We start from the raw sequence: 18,472 nt of genomic DNA on the forward strand, positions 1-18,472 counted from the left end.
ACCAGGACACGTACGGCCTGGGCGTAGCGTCCGATGGCTTGCGCTTGCGCTGCCAAAGTCTGGAAGCGGGTCTGCGCCTCGGTGACGTGGCCAAGATTGAGCGCCAGCCATGCCAGGTTCTCCTCGACCATCGAGGCCGAGAGGCCATCGCCCACCTCGCGAAACCCCGCCGCTGCATCCGCCCATAGGCGTGTCGCCAGAGCGCCCTCGCCACTTGTCGCCGCGCGCACCCCCAGGCAGGTGTCGACGCGGGCATTGCCCGCGACATCGCCAAGTCGGGAGAATGTCTGACGAGCTTGCTCTAAATACCGAGCAAACTCGGCACGATCGCCACTGGCTCGCGCCAACAATCCCCGCGCCATCGCGATGTCTGCCTCGAAAGCCGGATCCGGGTGATCCCGGACAATCGAGCGGGTTTCGTCGAGCAGGCCCTGCGCCAAGTCGACCTCGCGGCGCTCTACCAGCTTGACGGCAAATCGTGCCAAGACCCGGCCGGTACTGACCAGATCACCGGACTCGGCAAACAGCTGGCGTGCGTTTTCGGCGGCGACCAGCGCCTCGGGCAGGCGCGCGGCCGAGAGCAGCGAATACGCTTCGGCTTGATGCGCTCGCGCCGCCAGGTGGGTGGCGCCGAGCGCCGAAGCCAGGCTCGTTGCCTTGCGGGCAGCTTTCGCCGCCGCCTCATGCCGCCCCATCTGTTCGGCGGAGGCAGCGGCGATCAGCTCGATCCGGGGGTCCTGCTGGGCTGCAGGGTTGCTGCGCAGGCGCTCGATGCTGTCGAGCGAAGCCTCGAGCATCCCGGCGCGCAGCTCGGCCTCAGCGGTTCGCAAGCCGTACTCGAGGCTCTCCGGCGACAGCAGCCAGAGCGCCCGATACTTTCTAGAGCCGCTTCCCACGAGCGCGCCGCCCGGGAAGCGCCGGCCTCGACCCAGAGACGTTGCTCGTTGGGCAGGCCCGGGGCGAGCTCGAGCGCGGTGGCCGCGACTCGCCGCGCCTCGTGGTAGTCGCCGAGCTCCGACCAGGCTTTGGACAGCGCCAGGTGCGCCAGCGGTTGGGACGGGTCTTCGGCGATCGACATTTCCAGCTTGGCGCGCGCCGCCGCGGCTCGATGACGCTGCAACAGCCACTGGCCCTCGTGAAACAGACGCGCGGCCAACGAGGAACGGGAGCGAGCATGTTCGTCGCCGAGCGGCCGTCGGATCGCTTCGCCGCCCAGCCCCAGGCTGGCCCGCAGCCGAGCACCGACCAAGGCCAGCGTCTGGAGCAACTCATCGGCCGGGCGCTCTTCGATCAGCACCTCCTGCAAACCGCCCGGCGCCGAGGTGTCCTTGACCCAGACGTTGATGCGGAGAGCTTCCTGCTCCCCCTGGCCATCTGCCAAGAAAGAGCCGAAGACCACGAGATCCACACCCAAAGCCGCTGACAGATAGCGATGCCCTTGCTCGTCGTCCGAGGGATCGGTCGACAGCTTTCGTTCGACGCTGCGCACCGCCGCCGTCGGCACGACCCGCAACTCCGGAGCCGCCGCCAACTCGGCCGACAGGCTCTCCGCAAGCCCGGTGGTCATCCAGTCATGCTTCGTAGCACCGGTCAGATTCTCGAATCTCAGCACCGCAACCGTTCGCCGCGCTGCCATCGGCTCGTTCGAGACGTCGACGGCGACTGGGCCGTTTCCCGTTGCTGGGATGAGCGGGGCGCCTCCCTTCAGCAGTCCGATGACGCCCCAGGCGCCCGCCAAGACGAGCAGTGCCAGCAGCACCGCGACCCAGGGAGGCCGCCTTGGCCTTCGCTCCTCGGATGGCGCCTCAGGGACCGCTGGGCTCTCGACGACGGCGACCAGGCGGTAGCCGCGGCCCCGCACCGTCTCGATGTAATCCGGGTTCTTCGCGCTGTCGCCCAGAAGCTGACGCAGCTCGGACACGCACCGCGCCAGGGCCCCGTCTTCGACCTCCGCACCTCGCCAAACCGCTGCCAGCAATTCGGCCTTGCTCACCAGCGCCCCTGGACGGGCGCAAAGGAACACCAGCAGATCCATTTGCATCGGGCTCAAGGCCCGATCCTCACCACCGCGTCGAATGCGCAGCTCGCGCGGTTCTACCAACCAGTCACCGACGGTGAAGTCACTGGCCAACAGCGGCTTGTTCGTCACGAGCGCGGACATGGGGATCGAACGACGATTCGCGGGCCTCGCCTGGATTGGTGGACGGTGTTTATGTCGACCCTAGGATATCTCGAAGGATCTATGCGCTACCTCGGATCCCGGAGAGCGCAAGGCAGGGCGCGAAGGTCGGGCGAAGAAACCGCGGAGGAATCGCGAAGCGGAAGCGAAGGACCCAGCGGTTCCCACGAAGCCACAATCAAGCTCACAACGCAAAGGGCCCGCAGACGTCGATTCGCGTTCAGAACCGGCGTTCCGGGTGACCTTCGACAGAGCCAAGGAACCGTGCAGCCTAGCGACCTCGACCCGCGTGATGCCGGCAATGTCGATGGAGACGAGATTGCACGCCGCAATCCACGCAGGAGGAAACCGTGAAGAAAACACCCTGGATGGTTTGGAGCTTGTTCTTGTGTATCGCCCATCTTGCCGCGCAGGCCGAAGCCCAGACGATCATCGACCTGGGGCCCAACGCGATCGTTTCCGGAATGAGCGACGACGGCCAGGTGGTCGTCGGCTCCTTCGGGCTCGGCGGCTCTGCCTTTCGCTGGACTCGGGCCAACGGCCTCCAACTGATCGGCGGCAGCGGGCCGCCCTACGTGTCCGGTGACGGCGCGGTGATCGGCGGCACCATCATGGATGGCGCGATCGAAAAGGCGGCGATCTGGGTGAACGGCACAAACTGGCAGCTGCTCGGCGATGTTCCTGGTGGGGCGCCTTGCGACATCCTTAGTAGCAGTGTCTGGGGGATCAACGGGGACGGGTCGGTGATCGTGGGTTTGGCCTGGCATGACTGTGTCAGCGCTCGAGCCTTTCGCTGGGACGAGGTCAACGGCATGGTCGACCTGGGTGCCGTCGGCGACAACAGTCGGGCCAACGGCGTGTCGGAAGACGGCACGACGGCCGTGGGATGGGATGCAAACCCTGACACGGGGACATGGGAAGGTGCTCGTTGGGTCAGTGGCACAGAAAGCCCTCTGAGCGACGAAGAGACCGTGGGAGAGGCGACGGCGGCCAATTCGGACGGTTCGATCATCGTCGGCGGGCGCGGCGGAGCACTCTCCAACCAGGCATACCGCTGGACCAGCACCACCGGTATCGAGCTGATCGGGGTGCTCAGCAACCCGGCCGGAAGTGCGCGGGCAACAGATCTCAGCGAGGACGGCAACCTGATCGTCGGATTCAGTGGCGGGTCACCCATCGATCGCGCTGGCTTCGCCTGGACCCCAAAGGACGGTATGGTCCGAATCGACGATTACCTGACGACGCAGGGTGTCGAGGGGCTCCAATCCTGGTCCTTGGATACACCGATTGCGGTGTCTCCGGACAAGCGCTTCATCGCCGGCTGGGGCATACGCAACGCCGCGTTTCACGGCTTTCTCGTCGATTTTCTGGGCCTGTTCACCGACGGCTTCGAGAGCGGCGACACGTCCGCCTGGAGCGCCATGGCTCCCTGAGCCGACCCACCTCGCAACGACGTCGCCACACCGGTCGGCGCGATCGGCGAGTGCAAAATTTCGAGAGCCCCTTAACCCGGGCGCCGGCCTTCTCCGGCCCCGGGAACGGCTACTCGAGCGGGAAGAGCGCTGCTAGGACCTCGGCCATCCGGCCCTGCCGAAGGCCCTAGCCAGCGCCGTCGAAGATCATCGGCGGCCGTTCGTCGAATTCTTCGACCGCCACCACCAGGCCCTGCCCCTATCCACCCGCGTTCGACAACAAGGCGACGATCACCGGTGCGACCGTCTCGCCGATGAGGTTTCGAGGCTCTCGCACATCTCGCGAAGTCAAAGGGTGGCACCTCTACCAGCCCGGCCCAGCACCTCTACCAGCCCGGCCGGCTGGAGAGCACCAACTGCGAAGGACATTCGGGAACTCGTGAAACGGGATTTCGAATCGTCCATCGAGCCATCGGCTCAGGGATCCATATTTTCATGGATGTCGAGAGCCACTGACTCCTAGGAATCCTCGATCCTCGGCTCGAGGAATGACTTAGGCCCGGCAAAGCCTTGGGACTCAAACCACTGAACCCATTGATCTAAGTCAATCCCAACTCAAGCGGACGGCAACTACTTCTACAGGCCCTGTCTCACCTGGCCCTGGGCGAGGCACTAACGATAATAGGTTCTCATTTTCATTTCTTTATTCGATCCAATGTAGATATATGTATCCATTGACTGATCGGATAAAGAAGAACGCGGGCTCGCGACCGGAGCTCCGGCCGCGGGCCCCCTCCCAAGGGAGAGCAATCGATGAAGTGGATTTCCAGTGCTGCGATTCTGATGTTGGTGGTGGTGCCGGCCTTCGGCACCGAGGTTGGCTCGGAAGTAGTGTCCGGACAGCTCGATCCGGCGGCCCATGCCCATGCCATGCATGAACTGAACTCCACGCTCCTAACCCTCGAAGCGCCGGACCGCGAAGCCTTGGTGGCACCGCTGCCGGTGGAGGAACAGACCCGCCTGGAGAAGGCCCCGAAGGATCAAGGCCGACTGCTGGTGGGCTCCAACATCGCCCTGGGCCTGAAGGTTAATTCGGCCTCGGAGGGCGGCTTCGGGCAAGTCCTGCGGCGCGCCGAAGGGGACGTCTGGAGCGCCGCCGTGCGCTCTCCTGGGGCCATCGCCGTGCGCCTGCACCTGGGAGACCTCGACCTGCCCAAGGGCGCCGAGCTCTATGCCTACAACGCCTCCGGCCAGGCCTTCGGCCCCTACACCGGCCGCGGGCCCCTGGGGGACGGCAGCCAGTGGACCCATACCCTCCTCGGCGACGAGATCCGTCTGCAATTGCACCTGCCACCGAGGGCCAGGGGAAATGCCGCTTCGGCGGGAGCTTCCTTCACCGTCAAGGAGATCGCCCACCTCGGGCCTAACTTCTTCCTCGCCCAGACACCCGAGGCCTCCGCTTTTTGTGGCTTCAACCAGGCCTGCACCACCAACGCCGCCTGCGAGTCGATCCCCAGCGCCATCCAGCCGGCGGCGGACGCTACTGCCCATCTGCTGTTTGCCGTCGGTAGCAGCTCCTTCATCTGCTCAGGCGGTCTGCTCAACGACACCGACACCTCCACCCAGGTTCCGCTGCTGCTGACCGCCAACCACTGCTTCAGCAGCGGCTCCTCGGCCAACAGCCTGGAGGCCTACTTCCAGTACACCACCCCCTGCGGCGGCGCCTGCTTCAACCCCTACTCCGCCTCATTGCCGCGCACCGTGGGCTCGACCATCCTATCCACCAGCTCCTCCAGCGACTACACCCTGGTTGAGCTGGCCCAGCAGCCGCCAGCAGGTAGCGTCCTGTTGGGCTGGACCGCCACCGCGGTGGCCAACTCCGCCGGCACCAACTTGTTCCGCATTAGCCATCCGGGCGGCGCGCCCCAGGCTTACTCGGAGCACAGCGTCAACACCACCGCGGGCACCTGCGGCTCCTGGCCGCGCGGCCCGTGGATCTACAGCGACGACACCCTGGGAGCCACCGAAGGTGGCAGCTCCGGCTCCGTGGTGCTCAACTCGAGCGGCCAGGTGGTGGGCCAGCTCTCCGGCGCCTGCGGCCTCTCTCCGGAGACCTCCTGCGACGGCGACGACCGTACCGTGGACGGCGCCTTGGCGGCCTACTACTCGAGCGTCGAGCCGTTCCTGGACCCCGGCTCCGGCGGCCCCAGCGGCAGCTGTCCGGCGGGCTACACCGAGTTCAACGGCACCATCTCCGCCGGCAACCCGGACCAGGTGACCAACATCTTCCGCGATAGCGGGAACTTCAATGGTCTCCTGATCTGCTCCGGCGCCGATCTGGACCTGTACCTCGACCGCATGCGCAGCAACGGCAGCTACCGATCCACGGTAGCTTCCTCGACCAGCAGCGGCTGCAACGAGGTGATCAACTACACGAACAACCGGCTGCGCTACTACCGCTGGCGCGTGAGCGCCTACTCCGGCTCGGCCAGCTTCACCCTCTGCGTCAACAAGCCCTAAGCTTCGTTGGCTGAAGCCCCCCAGTCGCGCCGAAGCGCGCTGGGGGGCTTAATTTCTGGGGCCACGGGACCCTCATCGCACGACGTCGCGGGTGACCTCGGCAGAATCTGGTGGACTTTGCGGCGCAGGTTCCTGACGACTTCGTCGAAGGCGGTAGTTCCACCAAGGCAGCGCCCAACTCTTTCGGGTCGATCGCCAGGCCTCTCTCGATCATGCCCCGATGGTAGTCTCGCCCCATGGCCGAGAGCATCAAACACGCGAAGGCCCGGGGCACCATCGAAGGCCCTCTTCTCGATCGTGAGCTCGAGCAGCTCCGTGACGAGGTCGATCCCGGGCTTATCGACTGGTTCCGATCACTCGACGTTTCCGAGCGACTCCGCGTCTGCTCCCACGCCGCCCGAAGTCTCGCTCGCCTGCGCCATGCTGCATCCTCCGACGGCTGACCTCGAAGGCCTCCTGGCGGAGATCACAAGAGCCGAAGTCGAAGTCATCGTCATCGGAGGCGTCGCCGCGGTGATCCATGGAGCCCCAATCACCACCATAGATCTCGATGTCGTCTACCGACGGACCTCGCAGAGTCTCGACCGCTTAGAAACGCTCCTGAAGCAGCTCGACGCCCGAGTCCGCGACCCAGCCGGCCGCAGCCTTCGACCCACCCGCGGTCACCTCGAGGCAGACGGAGCCCTGCTGCTGACCACCCGCCTGGGACCCTTCGACCCTCTTGCCACGCTGCCCGATGGTCGAGACTTCGAGGCCCTCCTTCCCGACTCGGAGGTCGTCGCAACCCAAGACCTCTCCGTCCGGGTCCTGACCCTCGATGCCCTGATCGACATCAAGCGGTCTACAGGGAGAGCAAAGGACCGTCTGATGCTTGGCCCTCTCCTCGCACTCAAAGAGAAGTAGTTCGGTTCGAAACTCACCGACCGACGCCGGCCTGGTGAGACGGAAACTCCTTCGCGCCTTCTCTTTCCGATCGAATAGAATCGAAGTTAGTAAGAGACGCTCAGCATTTGGTCGAGTTCCACAGGAGAGAACATAGGTTGCGGAAAGGCACGCGGCCCGCAAAGCTAATCCTCCGCTCAACTTATAGGACGGACGGGAATAACAACGATGGCTCCCTCGATGATTTGGAGCCTACATGCATTAGGAGCGCAGAACCAATGGCTTAAGCATACGGCGAACGCCGTTGCTTAGCCCGGGAGTCATACGACACTATGACATCGCATCCTTTCGCATTCCGTAGTCTTGCTGGCGTTGAGCCAGGAGTCACGACACTGAACGACGTTCAAGATCGCTTTGGCGATCCGGATTCGCAGTCGCTGACCCAATCGTCTAACGCCACCGGCGGAGATCCTGGAGGCGATCTTATCTGGCATTACCCTCTTCTTGGAGTTCAGGTTTATATAGGCCGTGACGATACGGAAGCGCTAAACCCCTTGGTCGACGAAGTCCACATCATTGCGCCATTCGATCAGCCGCTGCGATGCGGATTGCATATTGGTCAATCGTTGGAATCGGCACGCAAAGTCATTCAGGAGAACTTTCAAGTCACCGACGAATACGAAGACGCAATCTACTTTGTGCCTGCAATCGGCTATCGATTGCTTGCCAGCGTCGAGAACCTGAATACAAACAAAGTCGTGAAGATAGAGTTGATGCGACACCACGACGGAAATGCGGAATAACAAGTGGATAATCCCACTTGAGTTAAGAGGCTGTGACCTCTACCCAAGGGCTGCCACCGCTCCCGGAAATGACGGACCGCAGCACGCCGGGCCGAGGGCGTCACCATTTTCTTGAAAGAGCATCCTTGAGGGCCTGCTGGCGAAGCGTCAAATCCGCCACCGCCACCTTCTAAGTAAGAGGCTGGCTCTTCAGCCAACGGGGCCAGTACCTCGCTCAAAACAATCTGGTCGCTGCAAGCCGGCGGGTCGAGCGACTCCGGAAGCGAGCGCAGCAAGCCACCAAGCATCCTCGTTCAGGCCGCCAGATTCCTGGAACCGTCGAGCCTGAGTCCGGGGAATGATCGAGGCCCAGCGCCGGCCCAGGACTCAAGCCACTGATTCCATTGACCTAAGTCAAGTCGGTGGCACCTCCACACGGCTGACCTAAGTCAAGTGGGTGGCACCTCCACACGGCAGGCACGCACTGACCTAAGTCAAGTCGGTGGCACCTCCACACGGCAGGCACGTACTACCGCTGGAAGGCCAAGTTCGGCGGCACGGACATCAGTGAGGCCAGGCGCCTACGAGAGCTCGAGGAGGAGAACAGACGGCTCAAGGCAGCCGTCGCCGAGCTGACGCTGGACAAGCAGATCCTCAAAGAGGTCGTGGCGAGAGAATGGTAACGCCCACGGCCCGGCGTGAGGCGGTAGGTGTCCGGTGCTCGATTCGATTGTTGGCGATCAGGGCACGGTCACCGACCATGCGCTGGTATCGCCCGACTCGAAGCCGTCCGCGAAAACCAACGACGGGATCAGCGTGATGCGATCGACCAGGGCCACGCTCGAAGCGGCGTCGGTGGTCCGGTAGCGCAAGCGCGGGCGGGCCGAGACTACGTTCTCTGGCAGCTCGACCGAGGCCTTCGACTCCAGCCACGCCATACCGGTGCCGCCCTCCACGCTCGACATCGCCTGCGACGTCACCAGCGTGCCTTGGCAGCCGCTCTCGTCGAAGAAGTCGAGCTCGAGCACGACGGCCGGGGACGCGCCGGTCGGGTCGTCGATCCACACGAGCATGGACGATACGAGGCCGACCTGGCTGGCGTCCACCTCGATGCACGGGTGATCCAAGACCGCCTCCGTGACCGGCATGGCTGCCGTCGCCCCGGAAGATGGCGCCCCATCGGCATCCTCGTCGCTCCAATCGAAGTCGAGCGAGGACCACGGCGCCAAGGCCTGGTCGAAGTTCGGGTTCTCGAGCAGGCTGGAGGCACGGACGCTGAAGCCGACACCGAAATCGCCCCCGGCCACACCATCCACGTCACCGTCGAGCAACTGACCGGCGGCGTCCTCGATCTCGTCACCGCAGGCGAGGACCCGGTACCTTCCCTTCTGCAGTGGCAGCCCCGCGCCGAGCTCGAGCCGGCTGGTCGGCGTGTCGTAGAGCACCGCATCGTCGTAGACCGTCGAGACGATCGTGATCTCCTGATCGTCGCCTTGGAGACCCAGGCAGGACGACGAGACGACGCCGTCGGCTCCGGCCTCGAACAGCCGGAAGCTGTCGGCGGCCGCGCCACCCGTCACGGACTCGGAGAACGCGAGCAAAATCTGGGTGATCGGCACCTCCACGAGGTCGCCGTCGACGAGCCCCTCGGCCAACGGCATGGCCACGGTGTCTACCCCTTCGACGATCGGCGGCAGGTCGACGGGCGTCGCGAGCGCGTCGGTGTTGTCCGCCGGGTTCACGTCCACTTCCCCACTGTTGGTCGTGATCGACGCTTCGTTGGTGATCTCGGTCACGTCGCGCGAGAGCGACGCATCGACGAGGACCACGAAGGCGACGGGCGACGTGTCTCCGCTCGCCAAATCTCCGACGTCGAGGGTGCACGCCGAGCCGGCCGTGGCGTCGGGCACGCATTGCCAACCGGCGTCGCTCGCCGCGCTGTCGAAGCTGGTGTGGTCGGGCACGGTCCCGTTGAGGACCACCCCGGTCGCATCCGACGGGCCGACGTTGCTGGCGGTGACCTCGTAGGTCAAGGTGCCGCCTGGCAACACAGCGGACAGGCCGCCGGCCTCCACCAGAGAGACCGCCAGATCGAGCTCGCGCACGATCGAGGTCGACTCGCTGGCCGTGTCGTTCGACGTATCGCTGTCCCCCTCGTTGACCGCCGTGATGGTCGCCGCGTTGGTGATCACATCCGTGCCCGCGGCCGCCGAGGCGTCCGCTGTCAGCGTGACGGTCAAGGTCTCACTGGTACCCGCGGCCAAGGTCCCGAGGGTCCAGGTCGTGCCGCTGAACGTGCCGGCCGACGGCACCTCCGAGTCCGCCGCGACGCCCGTGGGCAGGGTCAAGCTGTTCGACAGCGTCACTCCCGTGGCGTCGGACCGACCGTCGTTGGTGACCGTCACTGTGTAGACCAGGTTGCCCACGCCCGAGCCGGCCACCACAGGATCGATCGACTCGCCGACCGACACCGACACGTCGACCCCGCGGCCGATGGACGTCGACTCACTCGCCGTGTCGTTCGACGTATCGCTGTCCGCCTCGTTGACCGCCGTGATGGCCGCCGCGTTCGCAATCACGTCGGTGCCCACAGCCGCCGAAGAATCCACGGTCAGCGTGACGGTGAGGGTGGCACTGGCGCTGCTCGCCAAGGTGCCGAGGGTCCAGGTCGTGCCGCTGAACGTGCCGATGGTCGGCACCTGCGAGTCCGCGGCGACGCCTGCAGGCAGGGTCAAAACGTTCTCGAGCACGACACCCGTGGCATCGATCAGACCGTTGTTGGTCACCAAGACCGTGTAGACCAGATTGCCGACACCCGCGCCGGCCACGGCCGGGTCGATCGACTCCGCCACCGACACGGCCAAGTCGAGCTGGCGCGTGATCGAGGTCGACTCGCTCGCTGCGTCGTTCGCGCTGTTGGCATCGGTTTCGGTGACGGCGGCGACGGTCGCCGCGTTGGTGATCACGTCCGTGCCCGCGGCCGCCGAGGCGTCCACCGTCAAGGTGACGGTCAGCATCGCGCTCCCACCCGAAGGCAACGAACCGAGGGTCCAGGTCGTACCGCTGAGCGAGCCCGCAGAGGGCACCTGCGACACGACCGTCACACCGGTCGGTAGCGTCAACACGTTCTCCAAGACCACACCGGTGGCGTCGCTCGGCCCGCCGTTCGATGCGGTGACTGTGTAGATCAGGTTGCCCATACCGCTGCCGGCGACGGCCGGGTCGACCGACTCCACAACCGAGACACCCAGGTCGACCGAGCGTGCGATCGAGGTCGATTCGCTCGCCGTGTCGTTCGAGGCGTCGGTGTCGGTCCCGTCGACCGCCGTGACGGTGACCGTGTCCGCGATCGTGTCGACGCCCGCGGCGGCCGACGCGGCGGCCGTCAGCGTGACGGCCAGCGTCTCGCTGGCACCCGCACCAAGCGGGCCCAAGCTCCACGTCGTACCGCTGAACGACCCGGCCGACGGCACCTGCGACACCACCGTTACGCCCAGCGGCAGGGTCAAGGTGTTGTCGAGCACCACCCCGGTGGCGTTCACAGGGGCCTCGTTGGTGACCGTCACCGTATAGACGAGGTTGCCGACGCCCGAGCCCGCGACGACCGGGTCGATCGATTCCGCGATCGAGACGGCGAGGTCGACGAGTCCGGCCACCGTGGCGCCGTCCGAGAACTCACTGGTGTTGCCTTCGTCGTCGGTGGCGGTGCTGACGACCTGCTGACCGGCGGCCAGGCCGAGCGTCGTGATCGCGCCCAGGTTGACCGTCTTGGGGCAGGGCGCCGCGCCGCAATCACCGTAGTCGTCCACGCTGTACTCGGCCATCCCGAGCGGCAATGCGCCCTGGGCGTTCGCCTCGTCGGCGACGAAGAGCTCGACCGTCAGCGGATAGGTGGCTTGGGCTGGAGGCGTGTCGACCTGGAACGTCACGAGCAGGTCGCCGGTGGCACCGTCGACGGTGGTCAGCACGGGGAAGTTCTGCCCACGATTGGCGGTGTCGTCGACGTCGCCGGCATCGTTCGGCGTGCGTCCCGAGGTGCCTCCGACCTCGAGGTCGATCGCGAGTGTGTCGTTGGCGAAGAAGGCGTTGCCGCGAATGGCCACGCCGTCGCTGTCCTCGGGCACGATGATGCCGGTGTCGTTGAACGCGAAGGTATTGCCTTCCCCTTCCTCGGATCCGCCGATGAGCGGGTCGGTGACGAAGCCAATCGGCGAGATGTTCACGCCGATGGTGTTGCCGAGGTCTTCTGTGCCGCCCTTGTCGGTTCCGATGAGGTTGCCCTGGATGATCGGGCGTTGCGAGTTGGCGAGGAAGATCCCGGCGCCGGGGAACCCCTGGGTTCCGGCGGTGTTGCCCGACATCAGGTTGCCGTCGCCGTCGTCCGGTCCACCGATCCGGTTGTCCTCGCCGAAGAAGTCGAGAATACCCATCCCGTTCCCCGTTGCCATCGCGCCCGTTTCGTCCGTGCCGATGACGTTGCATCGCACGATGTTGCTGTCGCTTTGGTTGAGGAAGATGCCGAAATCCACGAAGTTGCGGACATTGAGCCCTTGGAGGATCGATCCGCTGGCGCCCTCGCGAAGTTCGAGCCCGTTCAAGACCAGGCCGGCGCCGCCGATGTCGCCCTCCAGGACGATCTGGTAGGCGCCGCGATCCGCGATCGCATCGGTACAAACGGTCTCGTTGCCGGCCTGGGAGGCGCCGTCAACGATGAGCGGTTGCTGAATCGCCGGCAGGTTCGAGGCGGGCGCGATGACGTGGGGACCCTCGCCCGCGATGTGGAAGGTGAGCCAGCTCAGGCCGGAGGCGCTATTCGCGTTGAGGATCGCCTGGCGAAGGGAGCCGACGCCGCTGTCAGCGGTGGTGGTCACCACGTAGGCGTCGACCCCGACCGATGCGGAGAACTCACTGGTGTTCCCGTTGGCGTCCGTCGCGGTGGCCACGAGCACGTCGCCGGTCGCGACCAGTCCAGGATTCGTGAAGGTGACGACGACGGGCGATTGCGCGTCGGCCGTGCCGTACGTCTTGCTGCCGACGTAGACGGCGCCTTCTTCGCCGTCGCCGTCCGCCACATAGAGGTCGACGGTGAGCGGATAGGCCGAGTTGGCGGTCGCGCTGTCGACCAGGTAGGCGATCTCGAGCACGCCGCTCATGGTCGTGGCGCTCAGGATCTGCGGCGTGTTCTGGAGCTGGTTGGTCCCGGTGTCCGCGTCGTCCGCATCGTTCGCGGTCACACCGTCATTGCCCAGGTCGATGCCCAAGCCGGTATTGGCGAAGATGCGGTTGCCGCGAATCGTATGCCCGACCGTGACGCTCTGGTCGAGAACCCCCACGTCGTTGTAGGCGATCACGTTGCCTTCACGCTCGCCGGTGCCACCGACCGTCGCGGTGCCGGCTTGGAAGTCCAGAAGAACGCCCGCGCCACCGTTGCCGAGGGGGGCGAGCCCCGTCTTGTCGGTGCCAATGAAGTTGCCCTGGATGGTCTCGTCGAGGGCATTCACGCCGCGCAGGGCGAGACCGTCGCCCGTGTTGCCGGAAATCAGGTTGCCGTCGCCTTGATCGGAGCCGCCGACCGTCACGTTCGCGACGCTGCCGATGAAGATGCCGAGCACGTTGGCCGCCGCGGCGAGGCCAGTCTCGTCGGTGCCGATGAAGTTGCACTGAATGGACTGCAAACTGGCGCCGGCACCGGTGACCGAGATGGCTGTGTTCGCCCCACGGATGTTGAGCCCGCGGATCGTAGAGCCGCCCGAATTGGAGAAGAGCTGAAGGCCCCTGCTGGCGACGCCGTTGCCATCGATCACGATGCCGTAGGGCGGTCGATCGGGAATGGCCTGCTTGCAGACGCCCTCGCTGCCCGGCTGCGACGCGCCATCGATGATGACCGGATCCACGATGTCGGGCAAATTCGACGCCAGGGTGATCACGTGCGGTCCGGCGCCCGGAATGGCGAAGGTGATGGTGTCGAGCCCTGCCTGCGTGTTGGCGCACGTGATGGCCTCGCGCAGAGAGCCGAGTCCGGTGTCGGCGGCGGTGGTCACCGTCAGGCAACCGGCTGCGGCGGTGGTCGTGCTCGAGAACTGCGAGGTGTTGCCATTCGCGTCCGTGGCCGTGGCGAGCACGGTATCGCCATCCGCCACGTCGCCGCCCAACGCGATGCTCGCCGCCTTCGTGCACGGGGCGGCGCCGCATCCCGCGTAGTCGCTCGCGGTGTACGCATCGAAGCCCAGGTAGGTCATGCCCTCCTGACCGTCTCCGTCGGCCATGAAGAACTCGACCCGCAGCGGGTACGCGGCGTTGGTGGTCGTCGCGTCGACGGCATAGCTGATCTCGAGGGTGCCGCCGTCGATGATCGGCGTGCCGGTCAAGACCGGGAAGTTCTGAAGCTGGTTGTTGCCCGTATCGGGGTCACCCGCGTCGTTGGTGCCGCCGCCCGCCCCCAAGTCGATGCCCAATTGGGTGTTCGAGAAAATGTGGTTACCGAGAAGCGCAACGCGCGAGCTTTGCCCGACGGTGACGCCCTGGGCGCCGTTGAAAGCGATGGTGTTGCCGTCGCCGACGTCGGTGCCACCGATGGTGATGCCGTCCGCCGTGCGGGTGAAACCCGCGGCGATGCCCTGATCGCCGTTGGCGAGGGGTTGGGTGCCCGTGAGATCGGTGCCGATGAGGTTGCGCTTCATCTCCAGGCCGTCGACGTCGTCGACGATGACGCCGATGGCGGCGTTCCCGGAGATCAGGTTGTCGAGGATGGCGAGATCCTCCTGCGTTCCAGAGAAGCTGCTGACGACCACGCCGAAGTCGTTGGGCAGCGCCGCCGTACCGGTCTTGTCGGTGCCGATGAAGTTGTGCTGCAGGCGATTGCCCGAACCCCCATTGATGAACCTGACGCCGGCCACATTGCTGAGGGGGGAGGCGACAATCAGATTGCCCTGGGTCGCGTCGGCGCCGCCGACCGTCACGTTATTCCCGGCCTCGATCCGTACTTCGCCATTGACGCCCACGCGGCTCATGCCGGTTTCGTTCGTGCCGAGGAAGTTGCAGGCGACGACGTGATTCGCGCTGCCGTCCACGTGGATCAGGCGACCGGAGAACCCGCGGACGTTGAGGCCCCGAATGGTCGATCCATCGGAGCCGGCACCCAGCCTAAAGCCGGTCGAACTGACGATGACCTGGTAGGTGGGCCGGTCGGGAATCGCCGTGGTGCACACGGTGCCGTTGCCCGATTGCGTCGTGCCGTCGATCGTGACGGGCGCCGTGATCGTGGGCAGCGCGGTGCTGAGCGCGATCTCGTGCGGCCCGGTACCAGGGATGGCAAAGGTGATGGTGTCGTGCTCGGGCGTGGCGTTGGCGCAGGTGACAGCCTCACGTAGGGAACCGGTGCCGCTGTCGGCGGTGGTGGTGACGTTCAGGCAGCCCGGGGCCATGAGGGCCACGGAGGTCGAGAACTCGCTGGTGTTGCCGTTCGCGTCGGTGGCGAGGGCGACCACCCGATCGCCGGCGCCGAGGCCGAAAGTCGACGCCGTGACCGACACCACGACGTCGCCCGGGTGGTCGCCGGCCTCGAAGACGTCCGAGAAGAGCAGGGTCTGCCCTTCCTCGACGTCCGCGTCCGGCGTGTAGAAATCCACCGCAATCGGATACGCCTGGTTCGACGGATCCGAATCGACGGTGTAGGTGATCTGGGCCTCGGTATCGACGATCAAGGCGCCCACCAGCGCAGGCGCGTTTTGCAGCAGGTTGGCGCCAAGATCAGCGTCGGCCGCGTCGTTGGCCGTGGCACCGTCGGCGCCGAGGTCGATGGCGAGGCCAGTGTTCTGGAAGAAGCTGTTGCCGCGGAGGTTGTTGGCCACGCCGCTCGCCGCGAGAATGCCCGTGACGTTGAAGGCGATCTCGTTGGCGTCCACGGCGAGCAGGCCACCGACGGTGTTGCCCGCGGAGGCGAGGGAGACACCGACCGTGTTGCTCATCGCAAGCATGCCGGTCTCGTCCGTGCCGATGCCGTTGCAGCGGATCGTATGGTCGGCGCTCAGCGCGACGATGGCGGCATTGCCGTTGCGGAGGTTGAGTCCCTGGATCGTCGAGCCCTCGGAGCCCGCGACCAGGGTCAGAAGGTCCGGACGCCCGCCCGCGGCACCGTCGATCACGATCTGGTAATCGGGCCGGCTGGCGAGATCGGTGCTGCACACCGTCTCGGCACCCGGCTGCGTGGCACCATCGATCGCCGTCACGCCGGTGATCGGCGGCAGGGCCGATAGAGGGCTGATCACGTGGGGTCCGCTGCCCGCGATGTCGAAGGTGATCATCGTCGGCACGGACTGCGGGTTGCTGTCGAGGATGGCCTGGCGCAGGGAGCCCGCGCCGGCGTCGTTGGTGTTGGTGACCTCGAAGGCGCAGCTCGAGCTGACGGCGATGGCGGGCGAAAATTCGGAGGTGTCGCCCAAGTTGCTCTGGGCCGTGGCAACCAGCGGGTCGCCGAACGTCACCCCCAGGTCGGCGCCCGTTCCCAGGACCGTGGATCTCACGTTGGGGAAGAACGTGTAGTTCGCCCTGCCGAGGGAGACAGCGCCCTCTTCGGCGTCGGCATCCGCGAGGAAGAACTCGAGGACATGGGTATTGGAACCCGTCGCCTGGCTCGAAGACAGGCTGTACTCGACGGTCAACTGATCGGAGCAGTCGAGGCTTGCGCTCACCAGGTCCGGGAAGTTCTGTCGCCGGTTGGGCCCACCGTCACCGTCATTGTTGTCGTTCGGCGTCACGCCGTCATCTGCGAGGTCGATCCCGAGCCCGTCGTTCTCGAAGATGAAGTTCTGATCGATGCGGTTGCCCTGACTGGTGCCGCCGACAATGTTGACGCCGTTGCCGTCGTTGAATGCAATGGTATTGGCCAGGGTCGGGCCGTCGCTCTGAAACTGACCAATGCGGGAGTTTTCGATGTTGTTGCCGAAGTTGATGCCATCGAGTCCGTTCCCGAGATCGACCGTTTCGGTGCGGTCGGTCCCGATGAAGTTGCCGAGAATGAAAACGCGCGTCCGCAGGTTGTTGTTTTCATCGGTCACGTGGATGCCGTGCCCGACGTTGCCGCCGATGACGTTGCTGAAGGTATTTCTGCGGAAGCCGACCCCCACGTTCAGGAGCTCGGTGCTGCCCCCGTCGTCGTTGAAAATCGTGATGCCGTTGCCACCGTTCGGAACCGCAGCGGTCTCGTCGGCGTTGGTTCCGATGGAGTTGCAGTGGACATCCGTATTGTCGGCCTCATGCCCTGAGATAAGGACGCCATCCCCGACGTTGCCTGAGATGAGATTGCCGTTGTTGCAGCCCCCGAAACCGATGGAGTTGTCCGCACCGGTGACCGTGACGCCATGGCTACCGTTGGACACGGCAAAGGTGCCGCTGATGTCCGTGCCGATGTAGTTGGAAACCACTTCGTTGTCGTCACCGTCGACGGACACGCCAACGCCCGTGTTGCCGGAGATGACGTTCCGCCCGCTTCGACCGATGTCGTTGTCATCACCTGCGATGAAAATACCCACGCCGTTGGGCACCGCAAAGGTGCCGGAGACGTCCGTGCCGATGAGGTTGGCATCGACCCTTGTACCGGTTCCGCCGATGCTGACGCCTCGGTTGGCATTACCGGAAATCAGGTTGCCGTTGCCTGACCTGCCGACCTCGTGATTTCCACTGATAGAAACGCCGATATTGTTCGGCACCGCGCCGGTTCCGGCGCGATTGGTCCCGATGAAATTGTCGAGAATGCTGATACTGCCGATCACCGAGCCGACACGAATACCGTTGCCGTTGCCTGAAATCAGGCTGGTTCGAATGGTGCTTCCTCCAGCGGCAGCCTGGAGGTCGAAGCCTCGATTGGTCCCCTGCGTGGCTGAAGAACCGTCCGCGTTCGTACCGACGAAGTTGCACTCAAACGTATGGTTGCCCGACTGAACGATGATCGTACGGAAGTTGAATCCTTGCAGGTTCAATCCCTTGACGGTCGATCCGTCGCTGCCGTCACTGAAGCGAAACGCGGTGTTGGCCCCGGCACCGGTCAGGAGGTCTCCCAAGATCGAAAGGGTGTAGGTTGGCCGATCGGGGATCGGCATGGTGCATGCACCAGAATTGCCCGGCTGGGTCGTGCCGTCGAGAACGACCGGATCGGTGACGATCAACTGATCGACCAACTCGATCTCGACTGGGGCGGTGCCAGGGATGTTGAATGCGATCGTGTCCGTGCCCGAGCCGGTGGTGCAGTCGCCGCTGGTGGTGTTGTTGTTGGCGTTGGCGTTGTTGAGGGCCTCGCGGAGGGTGCACACACCGTCGCCTTGGGTCTCGTTGTCGAGGCTCGAGTTGACCGTGATGGTGGCGGCCCACATGGGCTCGGCGGCTACCAGGAGGGCCAGCCCGGCGAAGAGTAGCGTCGTGAGCCAACGGCCACGTGTCCGCCGGCTGGCGGTCGAGTCCGACGAGACGCCGGGGATGGGCGGGTCGATCCGGGGAAGGACGGAGGGGGGGGTGTGGATGAACGTCATGGCAGGGATCCTCTGAATCGATGTTCGGGCGTACCGGACGCCCCCCGACTCATCGCCGAGCGCGAAACGCCCCGGTTCGGAGGCCGCCCTACCAAGGCATGCGCAGGAATCGCAAGCAGTGGCACATCCACCGTCAACACCAGTAAGTGCCGCACAGACTTGGTCTCGGTCTGA

At 65.2% G+C, this 18,472-nt stretch carries 7 protein-coding genes; 4 read left to right on the forward strand and 3 right to left on the reverse strand.

The window, feature by feature from the left end; all coding sequences use genetic code 11:
* The coding region (locus AAF604_01985; protein ID MEM7048392.1) for a hypothetical protein at window positions 1-797 on the reverse strand (797 nt) is incomplete at its 3' end.
* Window positions 719-2,161, reverse strand: coding sequence for a winged helix-turn-helix domain-containing protein (locus AAF604_01990; protein MEM7048393.1), 1,443 nt, complete (start codon window positions 2,159-2,161; stop codon window positions 719-721). The genes AAF604_01990 and AAF604_01985, both read right to left, overlap by 79 nt.
* A gap of 368 nt (window positions 2,162-2,529) precedes the next feature.
* Between AAF604_01990 and AAF604_01995 the strand changes: the two genes are divergently transcribed.
* The 4 genes from AAF604_01995 to AAF604_02010 all read left to right on the forward strand — a co-directional run bounded on the left by AAF604_01995 (window position 2,530) and on the right by AAF604_02010 (window position 7,796).
* Window positions 2,530-3,612, forward strand: coding sequence for a hypothetical protein (locus AAF604_01995; protein MEM7048394.1), 1,083 nt, complete (start codon window positions 2,530-2,532; stop codon window positions 3,610-3,612).
* Window positions 3,613-4,404: 792 nt separating this feature from the next.
* Window positions 4,405-6,111 (forward strand): serine protease, encoded by a 1,707-nt coding sequence (locus AAF604_02000; GenBank protein MEM7048395.1) that lies wholly within the window; start codon window positions 4,405-4,407, stop codon window positions 6,109-6,111.
* A gap of 420 nt (window positions 6,112-6,531) precedes the next feature.
* Window positions 6,532-7,014: a hypothetical protein gene (locus AAF604_02005; GenBank protein MEM7048396.1), complete on the forward strand. Its 483-nt coding sequence runs from the start codon at window positions 6,532-6,534 to the stop codon at window positions 7,012-7,014.
* A 311-nt stretch (window positions 7,015-7,325) separates the two neighbouring features.
* Window positions 7,326-7,796 (forward strand): hypothetical protein, encoded by a 471-nt coding sequence (locus AAF604_02010; protein ID MEM7048397.1) that lies wholly within the window; start codon window positions 7,326-7,328, stop codon window positions 7,794-7,796.
* Window positions 7,797-8,515: 719 nt separating this feature from the next.
* Here AAF604_02010 and AAF604_02015 read toward each other — a convergent pair.
* Window positions 8,516-18,298 carry a hypothetical protein gene (locus AAF604_02015; protein ID MEM7048398.1) on the reverse strand — a complete coding sequence of 3,261 codons (9,783 nt, stop codon included), beginning with the start codon at window positions 18,296-18,298 and terminating at the stop codon, window positions 8,516-8,518.
* Between the last annotated feature and the right edge of the window lie 174 nt (window positions 18,299-18,472).

This window comes from Acidobacteriota bacterium, assembly GCA_039028635.1.
Taxonomy (GTDB): Bacteria; Acidobacteriota; Thermoanaerobaculia; order Multivoradales; family JBCCEF01; genus JBCCEF01.